Source organism: Pantoea sp. (assembly GCF_039594315.1).
Classification (GTDB): domain Bacteria; phylum Pseudomonadota; class Gammaproteobacteria; order Enterobacterales; family Enterobacteriaceae; genus Pantoea.
The window spans coordinates 203,587-226,381 of sequence record NZ_JBCNNP010000002.1 but is presented as its reverse complement, the minus strand read 5'-3'; the positions used below and the strand labels follow the sequence as shown (position 1 = coordinate 226,381).

At 50.3% G+C, this 22,795-nt stretch carries 26 protein-coding genes; 23 read left to right on the top strand and 3 right to left on the bottom strand.

Translation table 11 applies throughout. From position 1 onward, the window contains the following. The first annotated feature begins 264 nt into the window (after nt 1-264). From ABDW13_RS02705 to tssD, 3 genes are read left to right on the top strand one after another with little or no spacing between them, the layout of a single operon-like run. Nucleotides 265-783 carry a DUF2778 domain-containing protein gene (locus tag ABDW13_RS02705; RefSeq protein ID WP_343550859.1) on the top strand — a complete coding sequence of 173 codons (519 nt, stop codon included), beginning with the start codon at nt 265-267 and terminating at the stop codon, nt 781-783. After that, nucleotides 761-1,024: a hypothetical protein gene (locus ABDW13_RS02700; RefSeq protein WP_343550858.1), complete on the top strand. Its 264-nt coding sequence runs from the start codon at nt 761-763 to the stop codon at nt 1,022-1,024. Before ABDW13_RS02705 ends, ABDW13_RS02700 begins: the two co-directional genes overlap by 23 nt. 1 nt (nt 1,025) lies before the next feature. Then, nucleotides 1,026-1,517, top strand: a complete 492-nt coding sequence (tssD, locus tag ABDW13_RS02695; protein ID WP_343550857.1) for a type VI secretion system tube protein TssD — start codon at nt 1,026-1,028, stop codon at nt 1,515-1,517. A 110-nt stretch (nt 1,518-1,627) separates the two neighbouring features. On the opposite strand, the gene ABDW13_RS02690 is transcribed toward tssD, so the two are convergent. Further along, the gene (locus ABDW13_RS02690; protein ID WP_343550856.1) at nt 1,628-3,163 is read right to left on the bottom strand and encodes a P-loop NTPase fold protein; all 1,536 of its coding nucleotides are present in this window, start codon (nt 3,161-3,163) and stop codon (nt 1,628-1,630) included. Between the two features lie 190 nt (nt 3,164-3,353). Between ABDW13_RS02690 and ABDW13_RS02685 the strand changes: the two genes are divergently transcribed. The 17 genes from ABDW13_RS02685 to ABDW13_RS02605 all read left to right on the top strand — a co-directional run bounded on the left by ABDW13_RS02685 (nt 3,354) and on the right by ABDW13_RS02605 (nt 17,905). Beyond that, on the top strand, nt 3,354-3,632 hold the full coding sequence (locus ABDW13_RS02685) for an RAQPRD family integrative conjugative element protein (protein WP_343550855.1): 279 nt from the start codon (nt 3,354-3,356) through the stop codon (nt 3,630-3,632). After that, the gene (locus tag ABDW13_RS02680) at nt 3,623-3,865 is read left to right on the top strand and encodes a TIGR03758 family integrating conjugative element protein (protein ID WP_343550854.1); all 243 of its coding nucleotides are present in this window, start codon (nt 3,623-3,625) and stop codon (nt 3,863-3,865) included. The genes ABDW13_RS02685 and ABDW13_RS02680 overlap by 10 nt, the downstream gene beginning before the upstream one ends. A gap of 46 nt (nt 3,866-3,911) precedes the next feature. Further along, nucleotides 3,912-4,289, top strand: a complete 378-nt coding sequence (locus ABDW13_RS02675; protein WP_343550853.1) for a TIGR03745 family integrating conjugative element membrane protein — start codon at nt 3,912-3,914, stop codon at nt 4,287-4,289. A gap of 10 nt (nt 4,290-4,299) precedes the next feature. Continuing rightward, nucleotides 4,300-4,662 (top strand): TIGR03750 family conjugal transfer protein, encoded by a 363-nt coding sequence (locus tag ABDW13_RS02670; protein ID WP_343550852.1) that lies wholly within the window; start codon nt 4,300-4,302, stop codon nt 4,660-4,662. Then, on the top strand, nt 4,659-5,315 hold the full coding sequence (locus ABDW13_RS02665) for a PFL_4703 family integrating conjugative element protein (RefSeq protein WP_343550851.1): 657 nt from the start codon (nt 4,659-4,661) through the stop codon (nt 5,313-5,315). Before ABDW13_RS02670 ends, ABDW13_RS02665 begins: the two co-directional genes overlap by 4 nt. Nucleotides 5,316-5,353: 38 nt before the next feature. Continuing rightward, on the top strand, nt 5,354-6,178 hold the full coding sequence (locus tag ABDW13_RS02660; protein ID WP_343550936.1) for a TIGR03749 family integrating conjugative element protein: 825 nt from the start codon (nt 5,354-5,356) through the stop codon (nt 6,176-6,178). Then, entirely contained in the window at nt 6,168-7,658 is a 1,491-nt protein-coding gene (locus ABDW13_RS02655; protein WP_343550850.1) for a TIGR03752 family integrating conjugative element protein, read from the top strand. Before ABDW13_RS02660 ends, ABDW13_RS02655 begins: the two co-directional genes overlap by 11 nt. 11 nt (nt 7,659-7,669) lie before the next feature. Continuing rightward, entirely contained in the window at nt 7,670-8,083 is a 414-nt protein-coding gene (locus ABDW13_RS02650; protein ID WP_343550849.1) for a TIGR03751 family conjugal transfer lipoprotein, read from the top strand. Nucleotides 8,084-8,085: 2 nt separating this feature from the next. Beyond that, entirely contained in the window at nt 8,086-10,887 is a 2,802-nt protein-coding gene (locus ABDW13_RS02645) for a conjugative transfer ATPase (protein ID WP_343550935.1), read from the top strand. A gap of 12 nt (nt 10,888-10,899) precedes the next feature. Then, nucleotides 10,900-11,304, top strand: a complete 405-nt coding sequence (locus ABDW13_RS02640) for a hypothetical protein (protein WP_343550848.1) — start codon at nt 10,900-10,902, stop codon at nt 11,302-11,304. A gap of 219 nt (nt 11,305-11,523) precedes the next feature. After that, nucleotides 11,524-11,916 (top strand): TIGR03757 family integrating conjugative element protein, encoded by a 393-nt coding sequence (locus tag ABDW13_RS02635; RefSeq protein ID WP_343550847.1) that lies wholly within the window; start codon nt 11,524-11,526, stop codon nt 11,914-11,916. Next, the gene (locus ABDW13_RS02630; protein WP_343550846.1) at nt 11,913-12,875 is read left to right on the top strand and encodes a TIGR03756 family integrating conjugative element protein; all 963 of its coding nucleotides are present in this window, start codon (nt 11,913-11,915) and stop codon (nt 12,873-12,875) included. Before ABDW13_RS02635 ends, ABDW13_RS02630 begins: the two co-directional genes overlap by 4 nt. Beyond that, a complete protein-coding gene (locus tag ABDW13_RS02625) occupies nt 12,872-14,287 on the top strand; it encodes an integrating conjugative element protein (protein WP_343550845.1) in 1,416 nt (471 codons plus the stop codon). Before ABDW13_RS02630 ends, ABDW13_RS02625 begins: the two co-directional genes overlap by 4 nt. Nucleotide 14,288: 1 nt before the next feature. Then, the gene (locus ABDW13_RS02620; RefSeq protein WP_343550844.1) at nt 14,289-14,609 is read left to right on the top strand and encodes a hypothetical protein; all 321 of its coding nucleotides are present in this window, start codon (nt 14,289-14,291) and stop codon (nt 14,607-14,609) included. Continuing rightward, nucleotides 14,609-16,120 carry a conjugal transfer protein TraG N-terminal domain-containing protein gene (locus ABDW13_RS02615; RefSeq protein ID WP_343550843.1) on the top strand — a complete coding sequence of 504 codons (1,512 nt, stop codon included), beginning with the start codon at nt 14,609-14,611 and terminating at the stop codon, nt 16,118-16,120. Before ABDW13_RS02620 ends, ABDW13_RS02615 begins: the two co-directional genes overlap by 1 nt. Nucleotides 16,121-16,367: 247 nt before the next feature. After that, nucleotides 16,368-17,246 (top strand): nucleotidyltransferase, encoded by an 879-nt coding sequence (locus ABDW13_RS02610; RefSeq protein ID WP_343550842.1) that lies wholly within the window; start codon nt 16,368-16,370, stop codon nt 17,244-17,246. Beyond that, nucleotides 17,243-17,905: a hypothetical protein gene (locus ABDW13_RS02605; RefSeq protein ID WP_343550841.1), complete on the top strand. Its 663-nt coding sequence runs from the start codon at nt 17,243-17,245 to the stop codon at nt 17,903-17,905. The genes ABDW13_RS02610 and ABDW13_RS02605 overlap by 4 nt, the downstream gene beginning before the upstream one ends. Before the next feature lie 110 nt (nt 17,906-18,015). Here ABDW13_RS02605 and ABDW13_RS02600 read toward each other — a convergent pair whose 3' ends face one another. Next, complete coding sequence (locus tag ABDW13_RS02600) at nt 18,016-18,375, bottom strand: hypothetical protein (RefSeq protein WP_343550840.1); 360 nt, start codon at nt 18,373-18,375, stop codon at nt 18,016-18,018. 828 nt (nt 18,376-19,203) lie between these two features. Between ABDW13_RS02600 and ABDW13_RS02595 the strand changes: the two genes are divergently transcribed. Then, nucleotides 19,204-20,091, top strand: a complete 888-nt coding sequence (locus ABDW13_RS02595) for an integrase domain-containing protein (protein WP_343550839.1) — start codon at nt 19,204-19,206, stop codon at nt 20,089-20,091. 3 nt (nt 20,092-20,094) lie between these two features. Here the strand turns inward: ABDW13_RS02595 and ABDW13_RS02590 are convergent, their stop codons facing one another. Continuing rightward, on the bottom strand, nt 20,095-20,892 hold the full coding sequence (locus tag ABDW13_RS02590) for a hypothetical protein (RefSeq protein WP_343550838.1): 798 nt from the start codon (nt 20,890-20,892) through the stop codon (nt 20,095-20,097). Nucleotides 20,893-21,159: 267 nt separating this feature from the next. On the opposite strand from ABDW13_RS02590, the gene ABDW13_RS02585 reads away from it, so the two are divergent. Both ABDW13_RS02585 and ABDW13_RS02580 read left to right on the top strand, forming a co-directional pair. Continuing rightward, nucleotides 21,160-21,663: a hypothetical protein gene (locus ABDW13_RS02585; protein WP_343550837.1), complete on the top strand. Its 504-nt coding sequence runs from the start codon at nt 21,160-21,162 to the stop codon at nt 21,661-21,663. Nucleotides 21,664-21,741: 78 nt separating this feature from the next. Continuing rightward, complete coding sequence (locus ABDW13_RS02580; RefSeq protein WP_343550836.1) at nt 21,742-22,728, top strand: zincin-like metallopeptidase domain-containing protein; 987 nt, start codon at nt 21,742-21,744, stop codon at nt 22,726-22,728. Nucleotides 22,729-22,795: the final 67 nt, after the last annotated feature.

Sequence of the window (22,795 nt, the reverse complement as noted above, 5' to 3'; positions counted from 1 at the left end):
AAGCCCAAAGCCTGCATCAATGAGGATTGTTTAGCTCCTATATAACTTGTTGGAAGGTCCGCTTCTGGCACACAACGGACGTCTCAGTAAAAAAGTCTTTCTCAGCGTCAGCACGTCATCAGTCTGGATACCAAATAGCTGTCAGCTCATCATTTATGGCCTGTCAAAGAGTTTGATTATATAAGAAACATTAATAATTACTGGCACTAAAATGCTGCCTCGCTTACCATAACACACAGTTACTATATGGATATTGGGTGAGCTATGGCTTTGAATGGAAAACTGATTCTGAACGGCGCAGATTACGCACCGTTAAACATCTATGGCGTCGGTGTTTTCATGGCGTTCTCTGGTAATGGCGCTTACCGCAATCGAGGAGGCTGCGGCGCAGTTCCGGGAGACGGTCCATTGCCACCGGGGAGATACTGGGTTGTCGATCGCGGCGCGGGTGGCTTCTTTGGCAAGCGGAAGGCTGAACTACAGGATACCTGGAACAAGTACGTTAACGGCGTGGCCTTCGGTCGAAGTGAATGGTTTGCACTCTACCGGGAGGACTCAGCCATTGACGATGAAACATGGTATGAGGGTGTACGTCGCGAATTATTCAGGCTTCATCCAGGAACCATATCAGAAGGCTGCATTACCATTCCTCATAACTCCGATTACGCACGTATCCGCCAGGCGTTTATGAACACTTCAATGGTGTCTGTGCCAAGCAAGCCTTCGCTGATGGCCCGAGGATTAATTGAGGTTGTTGCCAATGGCTCAAACACTTGCCCGTAGGGCCGCAAAATGCGTTTTCTTCCTACTCATAACACTTGTTGTGGGCAGATCTATTGGTGGCGCTGAAACGTATATCTCTCAGGATTTCGCCCGAAAGGTTGCTGTGCTTATCAGCGGCGAATCCAATATAGAAACCCTCTACGACGCCTATTTCTACATTGATTTTGTCATCGTGGTGTCCATCACCACGGCTGTTTACTTAATAACCATGAAGTTAGTCAAAAAAATAAGGAGCAAGTGAAATGCCAATCCCTCCGTATATGTGGCTTAAAGACGATGGTGGCGCAGATATTCGAGGATCTGTTGATGTTCATGATCGTGAAGGCAGCATTGAAATCATCGGTATGAGCCACGGTATTAACCTGCCAGTAGACGGCTCTAATGGTAAAATCACCGGCACGCGCCAGCATTCATCAATGTTGATTGAGAAAGAAGTCGATAGCTCCACGCCTTATCTGTACAAGGCTGCAGCCACCGGTCAGACGTTAAAAAGCGCTGAACTTCGCTTCTACAACATCAGCGATGCAGGCCAAGAGGTTTGCTATTACACGGTGCTGATGGAAAACGTGAAAGTCACCGGCGTTAACTGCGGCGTGGCCAACGTAAAGCTTGCTGGCAATGACAAACTAAACCATACGGAAAGCGTCAGCCTGCAGTATGAAAAAATCACTTGGCGTATTGTGGATGGTAATATTCAATATACCGATGCATGGAATGAGCGTCCTACTGCTTAACGTAAGGCTGAGCTGATGTAGGGAATGGCTTTGGTAGCGCTGACGGCATCGTTTAATAAGTACTATGCGTTGTCGTCAGCAAATAAGCCACTAGAGTAGCGCTTAAGTCTTTACTCAATTGTCATCGCAAGTTCGCAAAGGTTTCTATAGTCATCTAATGTTATCGAATTATTTAGATGGAAGTCGATGTAACTAATTTCAATTAACAGAGGCGTACGATATTGAGTAGTTGTGGGCAAAGATATATTTTCTCCTGTGATATCTACATTTCGATTAATATCTGGCCGACTTATATTCTGACTAAGCCGGATGAGGGCATTGGATGGTTGCTCACGAGTATATTTATTTCTCAAAAGATGGATTAACATACTAATCAAATTTAACGGTGTATACTTCTGCCTTACACTATCATATGGTTTGAAGGCAGCGGCACCGCCAGGAATTATACTTTGATCAACACACACAAGCGAGTATGTTAAATCAATCCCTTCTTTACGATATCTTGAGCTAGCCAATTTAAAAATCTCATCTTTATTCACACTTCCATAAATTAGAGTTCCATATAGATCATATTCAATCATTTCAGTTGCTATCAAAAATGAAAGTAAAAAAAGATCGACAGGCTTATTAGAGAAGATTATTGCAGAGTCAACTCGATCAAGCCATAAGTTAGCAGTTCTCAAATCCATTCTATAGTAGTCAGCAATGTAAATAAGAATGCTTGAAATTGTAAGCGATGGCTTTTCCTCTTCATTTAAATTAATGAAATATAATGGTTTTTCATCATAAACAATATATGGGTTAGATTTCTTTAATCTGTTTTCAATGAAGACTTTTAATGATTGCTGGCTTAACGTAACTGTTCTGTGAAAAAAACGGTCCAAATATTTTCCTGAATTGAATCCATCACCATAAACTGCTCTAATTGAGTGCTGCAGTTGTTCTTTATCTGTAGCGATAACGAAAACGACATTTGTTATATCAAATAGATGCTTCACAGTTTCTAGCATCTGTATTGCATAAGTTGGTCGACAACGGTCCAGTTCATCAATAAAAACAAAAAGTGGCAGTTCAATCTTATCTTGGGTAGCTAATACAGCTCGCAACCACTCAGTGATGGACTTTTTAAACTCTCCAATTGATTCATTTGTCTCAACGTGTGATTTGATTAGCTCATCAACAACTTTTTCACCTAACTCATCAAGATCTTCTATATCCTCAAGCCCATCAATATCTAAACCTAATTTGTTTTTTATTATGGTTTTAGTTGCGATTGGAGCAAGGTTTTTAAATAGCCTCCATGACTTTTTAAATCCAGAACTCTCAATTATTTTCTTGTCTGTGTTTTTTATTAAGCAACTTCTAATTTCAGACACAACGGTAAGTAATGGGTCGTTAGAATGGTCATTTGCCCAGCAATCTATGTAGACCGTAGGGTATTTACCCTCTAAAACATGAAGCCATCGTCTAAGAAACCAGCTTTTTCCTGCACCCCATGAAGCATTCAAGTTTAATACATAACTATTGTCAATGGCTTTCGATAATAAAAACTCAGTGAGGAACTCAGCATGTTTCGATCTTGATAAACTGTCTGCAGGAAGATGTTCATACTCACTACTCCAGTCAAAAATCAATTCAGCACTCATATAATGTATCCCTCATCAATCTATTGAAGTTAAATTAACCTAGTTATCTAACTACTTTTTCATATCAAATGAAAATATGAATATTACTCTTGTGAGAACTTTATCTTCATGTGGGGTAATAAGCATGCGTTGCAATCTCAAAACTAAGTCAATACATATGAGATCTATCGTCATCATATTCACTATCTTTATGAGTAATATTACATTTGCTACGGAACTCGACGAACTCGCCACCACCCAACGCCTACTAGACCAAGTCCAGCTCTCCCTCGACCGCGCCCGCACTGTCGCTGCACAGTCCGATCCTAATAATCGCCGCCGCTACTTGTTCGATTACAAGAAAGCCAATGAAGACCTCAACACCATGCGTGCTGGCATCGACCGATACACGCAGCCTTCGCGTGCGCAGCCGCTGGATTACGGCAAGGTCAGCGGCGATTACACGCGAGGCCGTCCGCTATGGCGATGACTGCCGCGCAGATCAACGCTTTTAAAACGGCATCCGGCAACATCGATATTAGCATTCTGTATCTGGTGTCTGTCGGGCTACTACTGTGCGTGCTGTTTCTCTGGGCAGCATGGGCGGCGGTGGATGTCTGGCATGGCTGGGCAAATACCAAAGTCAGGGATGCCGCGCTTGCCCGATTTGTTATCCGTTCCGTGGCTTTACTGATCGTCTGCATCTGGATGTTCGCCAGCTAACGCAGACATTTTCGAAGTGCCTTTACCCGTCAAAGAGGAATGTTCCATGAAATCAAAGTTAGTTCGCTTGTCTCATTTCAAAGACCGTCAGGTTATGCGTCTGGGTTCCGGGTTGATTCTGGCCTGGTTGTCCTGCAAACCGGCACTGGCTGATCTGCCATCCGTTGAAGCACCAGAATCTAGCGGCGGCACCGGATTGATGGGCCAGATCAAAGGTTACGCGCAGGACTTCATTGTCTTTGCCGGACTGCTGGTTTGCGCCGTGGCATTTATCAACGTTGCAACCAGCGCGGTGCATACGTTCGTTGAAGTGCGTAACGAGCGCGCCACCTGGACCAAGTTTGGCTCCATCGTGGCAACCGGTGTCGTGTTGCTGGTCGCGACTATCTGGCTGCTCGGTCAGTCTGCCGAAATCATTCTCTAAGGGGATAAGCATGCAGACCATCCGTTTCCTGCCCGATCGACTGAATGCCGAACCTGTCGTGTTTCGCGGCTTCACCACGCCGGAATTAGGGCTGGCGGCATTGATTGGAATAGCGGTTGGAGGCGTGGTGTGTCTGCCGTTTTTTCCACTGCTTGGCTGGGTCATCATCCCTACCGGGATGTTGCTCATGCCGCTGCTACTCATTGCGTTTGGCGGGCGCTGGATGGCCCGCCTTAAACGCGGCAAGCCAGAAAACTATATCTGGCAGCGGCTGGAGGAGAAGAAGCGCCGGATGGGCTATGGCGATCGCTCTCTTATCATCAGCTCACACAGCTGGTCTCTGCGCCGTACACCGAAGGGAGCCGGAAAATGAGCCAGTTCCGTAATGCTATTCAACGCAGCGATCAGCACATCAAATCGCTGCGCATCGCCTGCGCTTTCCTCATTCTGTTGGTGCTAATCACGTCATCCGGTTGGATGCTCGCGCCACGCAGCATGACCATTCATAACCCGCCAGACTTGCGCACCGGCAGTACGCGCCCCTGGTGGGAAGTGCCGCCGTCATCGGTTTACGCTTTTGCTTTCTATATCTTCCAGCAACTCAACGCATGGCCGAAAAACGGTGAGGTGGATTATCCCGCCAAAATTCGGGCGCTGTCGCCATACCTGACACCGGGCTGCAAAGACTTTCTGGAAAGAGATGCTACCGAGCGCACCAACCGCAACGAGCTGATTGACCGCGTGCGCGTGGTGTATGAAATCCCCGAGCGCGGCTACAGCACTAAAAGCGTCACTGTGCGTGACCGTGACAACTGGGTCGCGCAGCTGGATTTGGTCGCGGATGAGTATTTTCATACCGAGCCTGTGAAGCGCGCGATGGTGCGCTACCCGATGAAAATTACGCGCTGGAATGGCGATCCTGAAACCAATCAGTTCGGCCTGGCGCTGGATTGCTACGACAGCGTGCCGCAGCGTCTGGAGGCCGCACCACCTGAACCTCAGCCTGAGCATAAGGGGATGTTTTGATGAATACGCTCACCAGATTGCATGTTGCCTGCAGGCTGATGTTCGCGGTGTTGCCAGTGGCAACACTTACGCCGAATCCGGTTCAGGCGGTTGAGTTGATGAAATGGGAGCGCATCCCGCTGCAGGTCACGCTCAAGGTTGGCCAGGAGCGCGTGGTATTCGTCGATAAAAACGTGCGCGTCGGTATCGCGCCAGCGCTGAAGGGCAAGCTGCGCGTGCAAAGCACGGGCGGAGCGGTGTACCTGAAAGCGAACGAGGCGTTTTCCCAGACCCGCGTCCAGCTGCAGGATGTGGAGAATGGCGAGATCATCATGCTTGATGTCACCGCTGGCGCGAAAGGTTCAGCAGAGCCGGTAAAGCTGGTTTATGAAGGTGGCGACAGCGAAGCCTCAGTTAATCCAGAGAAAGCCGACACAGCCAAAGAAGAGAAGAAAGTCAGCTACTCCGCACCGCTGCCGGTACTGCTCACGCGTTACGCATCGCAGCGATTGTATGCGCCGCTGCGCACGGTTGAGCCGGTTCCCGGCGTGCGTTCGCTGCCGCTACATTTACCCAAACGCATTACCACGCTTTATCCTGCCGAGCCGTTAGAGATCCAGCCTATCGCAGCATGGGCGGTGCAAACTCAGAACGTGGTGGCGTTTCGCGTCCGCAACATGACCAGCCGTAAAATCGTTCTTGATCCCCGCTCGCTGCAGGGCAAGTTTGTCTCCGCCACTTTCCAGCACCGTTTCCTCGGTTTGGTTGGCACGCCTGAAGACACCACCATGCTCTATCTGGTGATGGATTCGCGCCCCGAAAACGCATTGATTCCTGAAGCGAAGGTGAGTCACAAAGCGCGAGGTAAACAGCATGCAGATTAAATCGAACACGCTGGTCAAAGTGCTGGTGCCGGTCTTCCTGCTCGCGGGCGTCGCGGTGGGCATGAAAAGTTGCAGCATCAAGAATGAAACAGAGAAAACCAGCGCTACGCCAGAAAAGCCCAAAGCGCTGGCCGACCTGACGCCTGCCGAACTTAAGGCGCTGGGCGTCGAAGGTGATACGCCAGAAGATACGTTACGTACGCTGGTTGGCACGCTCAAAACCATTCGCGGCAAGCAGGAGACGCTCGACCGCCAGAATCTCGATTTGGTCAAAGAAAACGAGCGACTGCGTACGCGCAATCAGAATGTTGCCGGTCAGGTAAACGAAGCGGTTTCGAATTATCAAAAAATTGCCGAAGATCGCCGCCAGCAGCTGCAGCAGGAACAGCAATCACTGACCAGCAAAGTGCAGGAGCTGAGTAATCAGTTAGCCAAACGCATGGCGACTGATAAACAGGATCGGAGCAATAGCGATATTCCACTGGGACTCGGCCTGGATGATGTTGCCAGTGGCAACACCAGTGAAGGCGTGATGTGGGTATCACCCAGCGATCAGCGCAGCAGCGGCACAGATACTGGTGCAGCTAACAGCGACGGCAAATCGGTAATGGGTGGATTCCCGACATCGTTCCTCGGCGATAACGCGCTGAGTAAGAGCAAAAGCAACTACGAGCAAAAGGTGAAAGGCTACTCCAACAGCCAGAAAGAAGAGGAAAGCATCGATCCGGTTTATACGCTGCCGGAAAACTCCACGCTGATTGGCAGCAAAGGCATGACCGCGCTGCTGGGGCGTGTGCCGATTAATGGCACCGTCACCGATCCTTATCCATTCAAAGTGCTGATTGGCCGCGACAACCTGACGGCCAACGGCATCGATTTACCTGACGTTGAAGGCGCGATTGTTTCCGGCACGGCATCTGGCGACTGGACGCTCTCCTGCGTGCGCGGCCAAGTTAACTCCATCACCTTCGTCTTCAGCGATGGCCGGGTGCGCACGCTGCCGCGCCCGGATAACAACGGCAAGAGCAACGGCCAGGATGGCGGCAAGAAGCAGGACGGCGGCATCGGCTGGATCTCGGATGAAGCCGGGATTCCCTGCATCAGCGGCACGCGGAAATCCAACGCATCAACGTATCTGCCAACGCTCTTCGCGCTTTCTGGCGCTGCCGCTGCCGGTGAAGCGCTCAACGAAAATCAGCGTACCGGGCAAACCAATGCTTATGGCGGCGTGACATCCACGCTAACCGGCGATGCCGGACAGGCGGCGATGGGCAAAGCGATTGCCGGTGGCGTCGGTGATGTATCCGAATGGGTGAAACAGCGCTATGGACAAACCTTCGACGCAGTGTATGTGCCGCCCGGTGCGAATCTGGCCGTTCACATTACGCAGCAGCTGGCGATCGATTATGAAGATAAAGGCCGCAAGGTACGTTACGACTTCAGCGTGCCGGGTAATGCCGCGCGCATCGGACTGGACTAAGGGGATTGCGAATGAACAGAGCATTTATGCCGGTCGCGTTCGCCGCGCTGGTTTCAGTCATTTCAGGCTGCAGCACGTCGAAAGATGAAATGCTGCCAGCGGGCGACAGCAACATGCTGGAGTTGTGGCAAGGTAAAGGCGCGAGCGGCTCGGCTCAGCGCGGCGCACAGGGACGTGAAGCGCTGCGCCGCCCGCTGAGTGAAACAGAAGACCAGCGCACCGACAAACTCGACCATTCATACAGCCGTACGCAGGAAAGCGAGATCACTCAGCAGTTCCCGCGCCTGCCAAATCCCGACATGGTGATGTACGTGTTTCCGCACCTTGCCGGTGGCAACTCGCCGGTTCCCGGCTACAGCACGGTGTTTCCGTTTTACAGTCAGGTGCAGTACGCCTTGCCGGGTGAGCGCACGGAGGATCTGTAATGATGTTTTCCCTGTTTAAAAAGCCCGCCTCAGAAGCCAGCAACATCCCTGAAAGCAGTCAGCCGCAGCCATTGCCCCGCCTTGGCAAAATGACGGTGCAGGATGAAGCGGCGCTGTATCACGCCAAACCGTCCATCATTGATTACCTGCCGTGGGCCGAATATCTGCCGGAAGATAAATGCCTGCTGCTTGATGACGGCATTTCAGTCGGCGCGGTTTATACCATCACGCCGATTTCATCCGAGGGGCGCACCGCCGCGCGCCTGGAGGAAATCCGCGATCAGGTGGAAGATGCGCTGCAGGACAGCTTGGAAGAAGACGACATCTCGCCGTGGGTGGTGCAGTTCTTTTGCCAGGATGAGGACGATCCATCGGCCTATCTGAACACGGTCAAAGAGTACGTAAAACCCTGGGCGCGCGGCACGAAATTCACCAACGCCTGGCTGGGTGAAACCGAGCGCCATTTACGGGACATCGCCATTCCAACGGGATTGTTCCGCGACACGCTGGTCACTGGCCAGCCGTGGCGCGGGCAGCAGCGCCGCACGCGCATGGTGATTTATCGCTGGGTGCCAGGTGCCGCCAAGGGTGTGAAAGACGTTCATGCACTGCCTCCCGTTACCATGCTGAATCAGGTTTGCGATCGGCTGGCGGCATCACTTGGCGCATCTGGCGTTGCCTGCCAGCGACAAACCGGTGCGCAAATTCATGAATGGTTGCTGCGCCTGTTTAATCCTGATCCGCAGCACGGATTAAGCAAAGAAGCGTTTTACGCCGCCGCGAAGCATCATGATGCTGAAGCGGGAGAGCTGCCGATGGCCAACGATTTTGCCGAAACGCTATGGTACACGCCGCCGCGTTCGGACATCGAAAACGGCGTGTGGTGGTTCGACGATAAACCGCATCGCGCGATTGCCATCGAGCGTCTGCGCCGCCCGCCTGAACCCGGCATGCTAACTGGCGAAATGGCGCGCGGCGAACATATCAACGCGCTGATGGATCTGCTGCCCGAGGGCACGGTGGTTTCACTGACCATCGTTTCCCAGCCGCAGGACGTGCTGGAAAACGACTTCATCAAGCTGGCCAAAAACGCCGTAGGTGAAAACACCGAATCCGGGCGCGTGCGTGAGGATGTGCGCGAAGTGAAAGAGTATCTTGGTCGCCGTCACAAACTTTATCGCGGTGCGCTGACCTTCATGCTGCGTGGCAACGATCTAGCCGACCTTAACCGACGCCAGCAGAACATGTCGGCGGTGCTGCTGACCTCTGGCCTGCAACCGGTACGACCTGAATACAACGTTTCCCCGCTTAACACCTGGCTGCGCGCAGTGCCGATGTGTTTTAACCCGCAGAAGGACCGCCGCCACTGGTATACGCGCCTGACGTGGGTGCAGCATCTGGCGGGTTTGCTGCCGGTAACAGGCCGTGCCACCGGCAGCGGTCATCCCGGCTTCAGCTTCTTCAATCGCGGCGGTGAACCGCTGACATTCGACCCGATGAATAAGCAGGACCGCACGCAGAACGCGCATATGCTGTTGTTCGGACCAACCGGCGCGGGCAAGTCAGCTACGCTGTGCGCGACGCTTTCCCAGCTAATGGCCATTCACCGCCCGCGTCTGTTTATTGCCGAAGCCGGTAACTCGTTCGGCCTGTATGCCGACTATTGCGAAAGCCTTGGCCTGACGGTGAATAAAATCGGCATCCGTCCCGGCTGCGGCGTAGGCCTGGCACTGTTCGCCGACGCGCATCAGTTGCTCGATCTCAAGCCTGAGCAGCTGCAGCTCAACGAAGCCGACATCCCGGACGCCGATGAAGACGACGGTGATGAACAGCGCGACATCCTCGGTGAAATGGAGATCGCCGCGCGCATGATGATAACCGGTGGCGAAAAGCGCGAAGAGGAACGGTTAACGCGCTCTGACCGTGGCCTGATCCGTGAAGCCATCATGATGGCTGCGCAAACCAGCTACGACGAATCGCGTCAGATGATTGCTGAAGATCTGCAGACTGCGCTGTTTGTCATCGCGCGCGATAACAGTGTGGACAGCAGCGGCCAGCCGTTGCTGACCGAACGCCGCCGCGCACGCGCCGATGAGATGGCCGGTGCGATGTCGATGTTTACCAGCGGCTTTGAAGGCGAGCTGTTCAACCGTCCGGGAACGCCGTGGCCAGAAGCCGATGTCACGCTTATCGATTTGGGCACGCTGGCGCGCGAGAACTATAGCGCGCAGATGGCTCTGGCGATGGTTTCACTGGTGAACACCATCAACAACATCGCCGAGCGCGATCAGTATCTCGACCGCGAAATCGTCTTTGCCATCGATGAAGCGCACATCACTACTACCAATCCGCTGCTATCGCCATACATGACCAAAGTGGTCAAAATGTGGCGTAAGCTCGGTGCCTGGCTGTGGATGGCGACGCAGAATCTGGCGGATTACCCGGACATCGCCGAGAAGATGCTGAACATGGCCGAATGGTGGCTGTGCCTGACGATGCCACCTGATGAAGTGGAGCAAATCGCACGCTTTAAGAAGCTGAGCGATGAACAAAAATCGGTGCTGCTTTCCGCCAGTAAGCTGCCGCGCTGCTACACCGAAGGTGTGGTGCTGTCGAAGAAAACTGAAGCACTGTTTCGGGCCGTGCCGCCCAGCCTTTACCTCGCTCTCGGTATGACTGAGAAAGAGGAGAAAGCCGAACGCCGCAAGCTGATGAAACAACATAACTGTAGCGAGCTGGAAGCTGCAGTGATCGTTGCGCGTCAGCTTGATGCAGCGCGTGGTCTCAAGTCTGCCGCCGCATAATCAGGGAGCCGTATGTTAAAACTAAAATATCCCGTACCCCATATCACCACAGCAATTTCCCGGCATGCCGCGCGCACGCTGTTTACTTTGATGCCGCAGGGTGAACCTGAAATCCTGGTGAGCGATCTGACATTACTGGACAGGCTATGTGATGAAATCCGTACGCGCGTTAATCCACCTATATTGATCACCAGCCATCCTCAGCGCGTTGGTAGCCATTCCTGCCTTGCGCTGCACTTCAAAGGCAAGCTGTGCAGCTCGATTGACCTGCTGATTACAGTGAATAGTCACCTTAGCTGGCCAACGGAGGATGACTATCATCATCCGCGCTGGTACATGACCGTTGTAGACGCCGCCGACCTGCTTTACCTGGAACTTTATCTGGCGCATAAACTTGCAACTAAGCACACAAAATGACGCAGAAATCAGACCTCACTTAATTGTGTACTGGTCCTGAAATCAGCATAGTGTGCCCGTCTTCAGTCCAAAGGTTACATCTTCCCACTGGTAAGTTGTTCTGCACCCCTTTGGGCTGGGGATTTATTTAATTCTGCAATCCGGCACAGAGTTGTTTACTGTGTTGCTCATTTTTCAAGCGCAACGTAATGGCTTCACTCACTTTGTGGAGTAAGTCTGATGAAAGCGCTGCTTCCATTTGTATTGCTGCTCTTGGTATCGCCTACTTTTGCGGCGATCACCGTTTTTACCACTGCAAATCATCCTGCCATCAATGCTGATGCCAATACTCGCGTCGTTTTTCTCGATGCACCAGACAGGCTACAGAATTCGATGTTTGGCCAGTTCAGCAGTGATCCTGCTAGCGCTGCTCAGGAGGCGAAAAGCGGCCTGCAGCAAATGAGCGCTGAACAACAGCAGCAGATAGTTGAAGCCTGGCGAGGCGTAATCGCTGCATGGAAGTTGGGCATCGAGAAGTATCCCGCCGTGGTGTTTGATGACGTTGATGTGGTGTATGGCACCACTGATATAGATCTTGCCAGCAACATTCGCACGCAAGGTGGCCACCAATGACGCGCGCGAAACTGGCTGGCGCTGCGTTGCTTTTCGCTGCAGTGCAGCCAGCAACTGAAGCGGCGATCACCAGCGCCCAGATAATCGCCAGCGCGGTTTCTCCCTCATGCATCAGTTGGCGCGTCAGTGGGATTTGCTACTGGCTGTTCTGCACGCCCTTTGGGTGCAAGGTGCGCACATCGGTGAAAGTGACGCACTTCATCCCGGAAGCGGTTGTATCGACATATGCTCAACCCGGCGCGAACCCTTGGAGTGAAATGGCGTTCGTCAGCCAGACTGCGGGCGGTCTGGAAAATGGCATGTATGGTGTGCCAGCCGGTGGCGGCAACGAGGAGCTAAAAGCGCCGGGTAAACGCAAAACCAATCTGCACTTCAAATATGCCGACGCGATTGGCCATCCTGCCACTTCGCTGATTGGCGGCAGCATCTCTGGCTATTCCTGCAAAAGCGCCGCAACGCCGTTGACCCCTTATTTCCTCAGCACGCTTGATACGCTGGCATGGCGTAGCGGCATACCGGAATCGCTCTATCCGGAAGCTATGGTGCCAGGCATGCGCGAAATCGGCAGCCAGGCAACGGCCAACATGTGGAGCAACGTCTATCCGCGATCGGGCTTCGTCACGCAGACCGATGACGATAAAGCGGCGGCTGTGGTGGCTCAACGAGTGGCCGACATCATCACCCGTACTGGTCAGCCTCACGTTTATCAAACCCTCAAAGGCAATCCATCCCCCGGCTACTGGCCGCCCGGTCCTGTCGAAGAAAATACCGGATTCAAAAATCACAAATGGCAGCGGTTGTCGCCGCAACTCAGCGAAACTTGCGCGGTATTCCCGGATGGCAATTTCACTCCAGCGGTTGATGGTAATGAAGCCTTTGCACTCTGGCAGCCATACAGTTGCTGCCAGCGACGCGGCCAGACCTTCCTCTACAGCACCGACTTTGGAGGTGAATCATGATCCCTCGTTTTTCATTCGCCGCGACTGCATTGCTGATTGCTACCAGCGCTCATGCATTTGATGTTTCGCTGCCGCAGGTGCAGGACAGCAGCATGGGCTACGGCAAAAGTGCCAGCGGCGCAGTATCAGATAAGCTGTTTTATACCCTTGGCGGCGGTTCGGTGATTTCGCAGCCAGCCACACGCAGCAGCATGCAGAAATTGGGGCTGGATGTTGGCTGGAGCTCAGATCTGCAATGCGGCAACTTCGATCTGAAAACCACCGTCGGCAATCAGCTCAACGGCATGACTAACGGCTTCAAAAATCTGATGGGCGATGTGATTCAGGGTGCAACCGGCGCAGTGGCCAGCCTCCCCGCGATGGTGATTCAGCGCGCCAATCCCGGCCTGTATGAAATGCTCACCAACGGCGTGTTGCAGGCAAATGTGGCATTCGACAAGGCGCAGCTCAACTGCCAGAACATGGCTAAGCGCATGGTGGATTTCTCGGACTCCAGCAAATGGACGCAGCAGGCTGCGATGGATGAGTACAAGAAGCTGGTGAACAGCGGCGATGCGGATGCGATACGTGTTAATGATGCCGGTGAAAAAGTAACGGGCGAGTCAGGCAGCAATTGGGTTGGTGGAGAAAAGCGCGGCGGACGTGGCCAGCGCGCGATTCGCCCGACTCATGACCTCACTGCAGCGGGCTACAACATGATGAACAACCTGGCTGTTACCAGCACCGGCAGCGTGACAGGTGACAGTTGCAATGGCGGCAGCTGTGGAAAATTTGCCAACTCTGAAGAAGCCGCAGCAGCCGTGGTAAAAGTACTAGGCGATCGTTCAATTCGTACCTGTAAAGATGCCGCGCAATGCACCGATGGCGATATCGATCAGCAACCTGGAGCCAGCGTCGCCGGAACCGGTTTTTCACCGATGTTGGAAGAAGCCACACGCATCAACGGCGAGCAACTGGTGAAGCTGGTTAATGGCACGGAGAAACCCAACGCCGAGAACCTGGCGAAACTGCGCACCGGCAGCCTGGCGATCACCAGCGGCGTAATCAAAGCGCTGCAACGCGACCCGGATAATGCGGCGCTGGTTGGCCGTCTAGCGGGTGAACTGGCGATGGCTGACACGGTTGAAACTGCGCTGCTGATGCGCCGCATGATCGTTACCGGACAGTCAGAGCCAAACGCGGCGGCAATGCCTGAAGCGCTCCAGGAAGGCGATCGCCGCGTTGAATCGCTCGATCGGGAAATCAACGCACTCAAGAATGAAATGGAACTGAAGCGCGAATTGGCACGTAATTCCGTACTGACCATCATCGATCGCGAAAACAATCGCGCCACCTCTAACCCGCAGCGCCAGCCGCATGAAAATACTGATTCGCGTTTCAATCAACTTTCCGCGCCATCCGGGGAGGAGTGAGATGCGTAAATTTCTGAAGGTTTTCGCATGGCTGTTAACGTTCACCGCAATAGTCTGCATCGCCCTCGCTTTATTCTGGTTTGCGAGTAAATCACCTGAAGCACTGACGCATCTCATGCGCTGGTTCGATAGAACCTGGGTGGTATGGCTGATATGGCGGCTAGTGATTTATGCGGTAACTGCTTACTTCGCCTATCAATGCTGGCAATTGAAGAAATCATATCCTGCCTGGCGTCGCATGATTCTGCGCATCTGCAGCATTGGCATGCTCTACATCGTCGTCATGGAATGGGCGCTGTACTCCACAACAGGAGGCCACTGATGAGCACGAACAGCTATCTGGAGTTCTTTCTTACCCTGCTGGGTTGGATCATCAATAACGGCATCTGGAGTTTGCTGATATCCACTGGCCTGTTTGCAGTGCCGCTGATATTCAAAGTGGTTGGGATCTGGCTCAAGGTGCGCGAGGAAGGCGATGACGAGGGCAACAAAGGTAAGCTGTCACTGCCACGCATCGAAAACGCGCTATACAGCGCGTTTTTCGTCATGCTGGTTTGCTGCCTGCCAATCATCAATGTCAGCCTCGACAGCATTCAATACGATGAATCCCGCTCCAAGAGCTGCGGCACCTGGACGCCAAAAGCGCCGGATGAAAGCGGTTATTCAACGATAATTAGCAGCATGGATGGGCAAACGGCTGCAGCGCCAATTTGGTGGGTGCTGATGCACAAACTATCCAAAGGCATAACTCAGGCAGCTGTGGCCACTATTCCCTGCCGCCCTGATTTACGTCAGCTGCGCTTTGAAGTGCAGCACACCCGCATCAGCAATCCGGCGCTCGCCGCCGAGCTGCAGGATTTCACCAACGATTGCTATGCGCTGGCACTCTACCTGTGGAAGCAGCAGGATCAGGGACAAACTAAAGAAGAAGATGCGCTACGCGATGTTGAATGGCTCGGCAGCAACACATTTCTGAACGGCAGCGGTTATTACGATCAACTGCAATCCAAAACGCCACGCGCATCATTCCCATGGAATGAAAGCCGCGACAGCGGCAGACCTGACACCGGTCGCGGTGGCTATCCAACCTGCCGCGAATGGTGGTCCAGTGCTGATACCGGCCTTGAGGCGCGCGTGGTCGATCAGGCATCGCCGGGTATGTGGCTGCGCATGTCAGCCGCGCTAAAAATGATGGGCAAGGACAACGCCGAATATAAAGAGAGCATTGTTCGTCGTCTGGTGAGTCCGGAAAGTCTGACTGTATCGCAAAATGGCCGCACCTATGCCGGTTATGGCGGCAATGCTGATTTCACGCTGGACAACTCTGCCAGCCGTATTGGTGGTATCGCGGGTATGTCTTTGGGCAGTTTGGCGGCGTTTCCAGCATTTGATGCGATGCGCCAGGCGCTACCCATGGTGCAGGCATTATTGCTGATGGCCATTTACGTGATGCTTCCACTGATATTAGCGTTTGGTAGTTATGAGTTCAAAACCGTTATCACCGTCAGCTTTGTGGTGTTTGCACTTAATTTCCTGACGTTCTGGTGGGAGCTGGCGCGCTGGCTCGACAGCTGGTTGATGGAAGCGCTTTATAGTTCTGATACACATAGCCGCTGGAATGCGGCTGGGTTCCAGAATAGCTCTGACGATTTGATTATGAACTTTGTTATGGGCGCAATGTTTATTGTCTTGCCTGCGCTGTGGATGGCGGCATTTGGATGGGCTGGGATCAGAGTTGGTGGGATGGCTGAGATGTTTTCGAATGGTGCCAAGAACGTGCAGGGTGCTGCAGGGAAAGCCGGGGAGTCTGTTTCGAACTCCATGATTAAATAAAATAAATACCAGAAAATATTGGTAGTTTAACTTAAGCTGGTTTTTAACTTCATTATTACATTTTAATTTTAGAACACATATAAATGGGATGATAAAGATACGCATCTTACTCACGCAAAAAACATAGGAGAACTATTGAATTATTTTTCTGTTAAAGATAATTTTTCATGATAATTGAAAGATGTAAGTAAGGAGTTAGCATTTCAGATGTCTCCCTTACTGCCAATTGACTTTATAAGGATATTCAATGAGTTTGGAAGATAAACTGTCAGGCTGGACTGGCCCATCTAGCGATACTGAACAGCAAAAACAAGAAAGAACCGAGCGTATGATTCGTCAAGCTTTAGATTCGCATGAGCCACTTAAAAGTTGTGAATTTAAAGTTTATGCTAAAGGTTCTTACGCTAATAATACAAATGTGCGATCAGACAGTGATGTTGATATAGCTGTTGAGTGTCAAAACGCATTTTATTGGGAAGCCGATAATGATGCTAATCGTATTCCGGGTGAACCCTATAATGGTGAGTGGACCCCATCAAAACTTAGAAAAGAAATAATTGATGCACTTGAGAAAAAATTCCCAAATCAAGTCGATACTTCTGGTTCCACCGCTATTCAGATTAACTCTAATTCGTCCAGAGTAGATGCAGATGTTGTTCCATGCTTTAGTTACATTCGTTACATGAAGCATGGAAATATAAACGGGACAAAAATTTTTAAGACTGATTCTAGCAGTATTGTTAACTATCCGGATCAGCAATTAAAAAATGGAACTGCGAAGAACGTACGAACTGGATATTTATACAAAAGAGGTGCACGTTTACTTAAACGCGTTGAAAATGCTATGGCAGAAGATGGAACTTTTCGTGAGCTTCCATCATTTTTTATGGAATGTCTAGCATATAATTGCCCAGATAGTATTTTTGCCAAACCAACATGGACCGAACGTCTATGCGCCATGCTTATACATATCTTTGAATCATTGCAAGGCGAGGAGCCTGAATACAATCGCTGGCTAGAAGTGAACGAATGCTATTACCTGTTCCACTCCGGACAAAAGTGGAGCCGTAAGGATGGCCGCGATTTTGCTGAAGCAGCATGGTATTACTATGGATTCGACAAATGAGAAACGCCACCCTTAAAAATTCAATCTATATACTGGTCAGCTGCTCTGCCATTGCTTGGCTATCTCTTGCCTATATCAATGATATCGATTTATCCAAGTTAAAAGACTTTATGGGACTTGTGCCAAAAGTAGTTAGCATAGATCTATTGCTTATAGCAGTTTTTGCTAAATGGGGCTGGAAACTCAAAGTTTTTAGGGGCTGGCTCGTTCCTTTCCCAAATTTGAATGGTACTTGGCTGGGTTATATATATTCCAGTTGGACAAATCCAGCTACAGGAGAAAAGCCACCAAAAATACCTGTGATGCTTACGATCGAGCAATCTTTCTTTCGTTTTAGCTGTAAGATGCGTACAACTGAAATGGAGAGCATTTCTTATTCAGAAAGTTTTTCAATAGATACTGATCGGCAAATTAAAAATATGTCTTATTCTTATAGTTCAAGGCCAAGATTGAGCCTAAGTGAACGCAGTGCCATTCATGATGGAACTATCGTTTTTAATATAATTGAAGGTGCGAGTAAGAAATTAGAAGGAAGATATTGGACGGAAAGACTAACAAAAGGTGAAATAGTCCTTAACCATCATTGCAATGAGCTAATGGAAGATTTTCCGTCCAACATTGAAGAACACCCAGTTACGGAGGTTGAAAATAAAAGATAATATACTTTCCTTAAAAGCATGCGTGAAGAATAAAATTTGCGCATGTGGAAAATTCAAAAGTCACCACGCCGTAGTTGGATAAAAATCAATAATTAATTCGGGCGACCTCTTCAGTCGTCCATTTTATATCCGCCAGAATAGTAACCATATCCTTCAGGCCCATCACGATATCCGTCGTTGAAGTCATAAGTGTCATCATTATTGGATGCTCCGTAGGTTTTAGGCAGAGCGACCGCTGCAAGTAGAATAATGATTGGTCCAATTATACCTATAGCATAATAGAGAAGTGATGAAGCTAAGATCATGATCGTGATAATCATGAGTATGTATAGCATACTTACTAGATTCCTTCTGAATCTTGACTGCCCAGCATTAACCAACATTTTGTACCTAACACGACGAAAAAAAATGAAGACTGCTCGAACCGTTCTACCTGCTTTCATCCCATTGAGATAAGAATTGTTCTGCATGCAGCCTCCGTCATTGATCTAAATTCATTCATTAAGCATTACCCTTCTTGGTCATTTTTTCAACTATAAAATCCCCCTAGACTATTTGACCTCAAAGACCATGCTTGCTAAGTTTTACCTGTTGCCATAGTTGTTTACGCAACCAACAAAGCCCTCATGACCTGAAAGGGGCACCTTGACGGCGGTCATCAGCGAAAGTTTCAGCAGCCTGTGAGAAACGCTTTTTGGCGGCTGCATCCGGGATAACCGGCAAGCTACTCAACCTTTGCAAGTAGCGGGTAAGAGCAACGCCCAAGGTTTCCACCACTTCACTACGGTTCAATCAACTTCATCTCATCGATACCAGCTACAGCGCATGGCCAGTTTGCGTGATCGTTTCCGCCATTTGGAACATTTGGCGACGAACGGACCTCGCAAATACAGGCAGAAGCTGCGCGGCGTCACTTGCGTTGGCGCGTAGCAACAACCAAGTGACGCGCGCAGCGCGTATACGTCAACACCACGTAATACGGCCTTCTGCGACGACGCTTACCGTCTGACCAACACGTAGTCCGTTATTACAACCATCAACCGCCCCAACATTCAGTGAACGTTGGCAACTTATCTGAGGAGGAAATCAACGCGATATCAAGGCGACGTCAGCGAACCTGACGGACGGAGGCGTCCTGAGTAATCAGGAACCGGCATTAGCCGCGATCAGCTCTGAGAGCTGTGGAGACCTCGCAACAACTCAACATTTCGCCGCCCCGATGCACAGATATCCGCTGAGACGCAGGAAGCGCAAACTAAAACCGTGCCGTCGGGGTAGAGATGTTTTTTGGAGGATGTATGCCGAGAGGAAACAAGCAGTTCAGCAAACAGCTGGTGACGTTGGCAAGACAATCTGGCGGCAGTTTCAAAACCGTTGCCGATCGTTCGCGCATAGCAGCACGGCTGGCTGAGCAGATGCTAAAACTTAACATCCAGATCAGGGATGTGCACCATATCAAAACCCATCACATCGAACATTACGTGCGTAGTCGCCTGGCGGATGATATTTCAAAACGCACGCTGCAGAACGAAATGGCGGCGCTGCGCGCGATTCTGGCCACTGCAGGCAGAACAAAACTGGCCGATCCGAAGCATGAAACGTTGAGTAACGATGCGCTCAACCTGTCTGGTGCCAGTCGAGCCGGATCAAAGACGGCGATTACGGACGAGCGCTTTCACGAGGCGCTCGCCCTCGTGCGGAGTAAAGATGAAGGTGTCGCGTTGGCGATGGAGATTGCGCGTTATCTCGGATTGCGAACGGAGGAAGCGGTACAGTCGGCGAAATCGCTTAAGACGTGGCAGCAGGCTCTGGCGCACGGAGATGAACGGTTGCGCGTGGTGTTCGGTACAAAAGGCGGCAGACCGAGAGACACAACGGTCGTCAGGCGTGATGAACTTGTGCGGAGCTTAAATGCAGCAGTGGCATATTCGTCAGAACATGGCGGCAAGTTGGTTGATAAAGCTGGACTAAGGAGCGCGATCGACCGCTACCGCAATGTGGTTAAAGAAGCTGGGCTTACAGGCAAAGAAGCACCGCATAGCCTGAGATATGCGTATTCGCGAGAGGCTACAGAGTGGCATATGAAAAATGGCCTCAGCAGGAAAGAAGCTGAGGCGATGGTTTCAATGGATTTGGGGCATGGAGATATGAGGGGGGCATATATTTCTAAAGTTTATAATTTATAACGTTCAAAAAAACGCCCTCGAAAACCAATTTCTTTTGTACCGAGAACTTATTTCTGATTCTAAAATGGCATTGTACTTATTTGAGAGGGTTAAATAGGTTTGGTTTTTTTCCTTTTCAAGAGTCGCTATGAATGAGAAGAACTCAATTAACGGCTGAACTTTTGATGTAATCAACTCATCTGTATAGTTATCATTTTCTTCATTTCTCTTATCACCCGCATCACCAGCTATGAAGTATGAATTAATTACTTGAATTAAATTAATATCCTTTATTGACTCATTCAATTTTCTCTTTGCTTCAAATCCTTTTATGTCAATTCCTTCCAAACGGATTTTGCTGTCGTCATCAATGCCTTTGAAATTATCCAAAGTTCCTGTTACAAGTGCCACGTTTATATAGGTTTGATGTAGTTCATCACGACATTTCGATAATGAATTTCTATGTTCATCAGCATTACCAGAAAAATCCCCTGCATTTTTCAAAAGACCCACCAAATATTCTTTATACTCATTTGTCAATCTAGGTGACTGCCCCTTCAGCATTAACTTATACTGATTCATCATTACCACATAGTTACCTGCCATTGAGTTGTAATCTTTAGCTAGTGAATCTCCAATATCAATACATTCTCTTTGTTTATTAACCAAGGGAGAATAGTAATCCTTCATAATATCGCCACGGAAGTTTAATTCATTTTTGTATGACTCAAGCATCATCCCAAAAATAAGCGTACCTAAGCACAAAGGAGTAATTGTCGTCAGGAGTGTTTTCCAAATGGAATCGTTAATAGATGTGCTCATTTCTGTCCCAATTTTTAGTAAAAAAACTCACAATCCTTGAATAACTATTAATTGTATACCAAAATGTCCCTATACTCTGAAGCTTCACGGACCTGAAAGAAGCGCCAACTGGCGGTCCCCATACCCGCACACCTTTAGAGCGGGTGCCATCCACGATGGTCAAGGTTCTCTCATCACCTCGCCACACGGCACGCTTTACCCACCCTAACGGGGATTTACTCCCGTTAGCGGATAAATCCCCTTTTTTCACATCTGGAGGATTTACCCATGGGCTATTGCCATTGCTACACCCAACTGAAATCTGTTCCTAACGATCAGTGGTTACTCTTAACCGTACAGTTATCAAACGTGTTTTTGATAATACAAAACCGGCACGTTCCCGGCCATAAGCAACCGTTGGTGCTATGTACAAGCGATGGCCGTTATCCACTGCTGCAGCCAGCAGACTTGATGGTACAAAGCGGTATTCGACAACCCGCTATCTCTTTTAACGGCGAAGAGAAGGAAAATCTTGAGTATGAAAGTTTCTTCCTTGGCCAACATTCGTCTGGTGGTGAATTCTGCAAGACATCGTTCAACTGGTCACCAGACCGGCCCTATGACTTTATGGTGAAAGCCACGCTACTTCTGGCACATCGATTTTGCATCGGCTGCTATGACATCTCATCGGATGGCACGCTGGCTGAATGGCTTGATGTTCAGGAGTGGCTAACTAAGCACTTAGGTGGTCAATGGCCAATACCTGAAGCAATCCTCAATAACCCCGAGTAATCAATCTCAATTTCAACCTGCCCAGTGGCGTATCACTTCGCCATTACGGGAAGGGATACGCCACGTAAGGAGTATCCCATGCCGACCAAACGCAAATCCCGTAAGTCACAAACCAACCAAGTTGATCTCTACCAGCAAGTTACCGACAAAATCGTCGCGTCGATCGAGCGAGGCGTTTTACCCTGGCGTAAACCGTGGCGAGACAGCAAGCGCTTCGCTGAATCACCAATACCATCCAATGCATCGACCGGTCGGCACTACAACGGCGTCAACATCATGCTGCTGTGGCTGTCCGCTGAGGAGCAAGGGTTCAATTCCAATCGCTGGCTAACGTGGAAGCAGGCACAAGCTGCCGGTGGCAACGTTCGCAAAGGTGAGAAAGCGACTGTCGCGGTGTTCTTCAAGCCGTTTGAGGTTGAATCCACCGACAAGGCTGGCCAACCGCGCACCAACGCACAAGGTGAAACGGTTATGGAGCAACGCATCATGTTGCGCAGCATAATGCTGTTCAATATCGAGCAATGCGAAGGACTACCGGAAAAAATCATCGGTTCTGTGCCTGAGATTCTGGATGATGAATCCGTTGATACGTTGAGCGCGCCAATCTTTAACGACATTGTGACCATTGCTGGTGAATCTGGCGTTCGCGTCAGTTACTCCGAGCAAAATCGGGCCTATTACCACTCGATGAAGGATCAAATCGTCTTGCCGCTGCGTAAGCAGTTTTTCACCGAAGCAGACTTTTGTTCGACCTTGTTGCATGAACTGGTACATGCAACCGGCCATCACAGCCGCCTGGATCGGGAAGGCATCACATCTACATCGCGTAAGTTTGGCGATCCGGTTTATGCTTTTGAAGAGTTGATTGCTGAGCTGGGCAGTGCCTTCCTTTGCGCGCATTTAGGTGTATATGGCGAGGTGCAGCACGACAGCTATATCGATCACTGGCTGAAGATACTGAAATCCGATAAAAAAGCGTTATTCCGTGCGAGCCGTATGGCGCGTGAAGCTTCCGAGCACTTGCTGAAACCGCTTCATGAGGCAGCTGAAGAAGACGCCGCCTGAAACCCAACCATCTCCTTTCGGGGATGGTTTCTTTTTTAATGGCAATTTAATCGCATTTTCCAAAAAT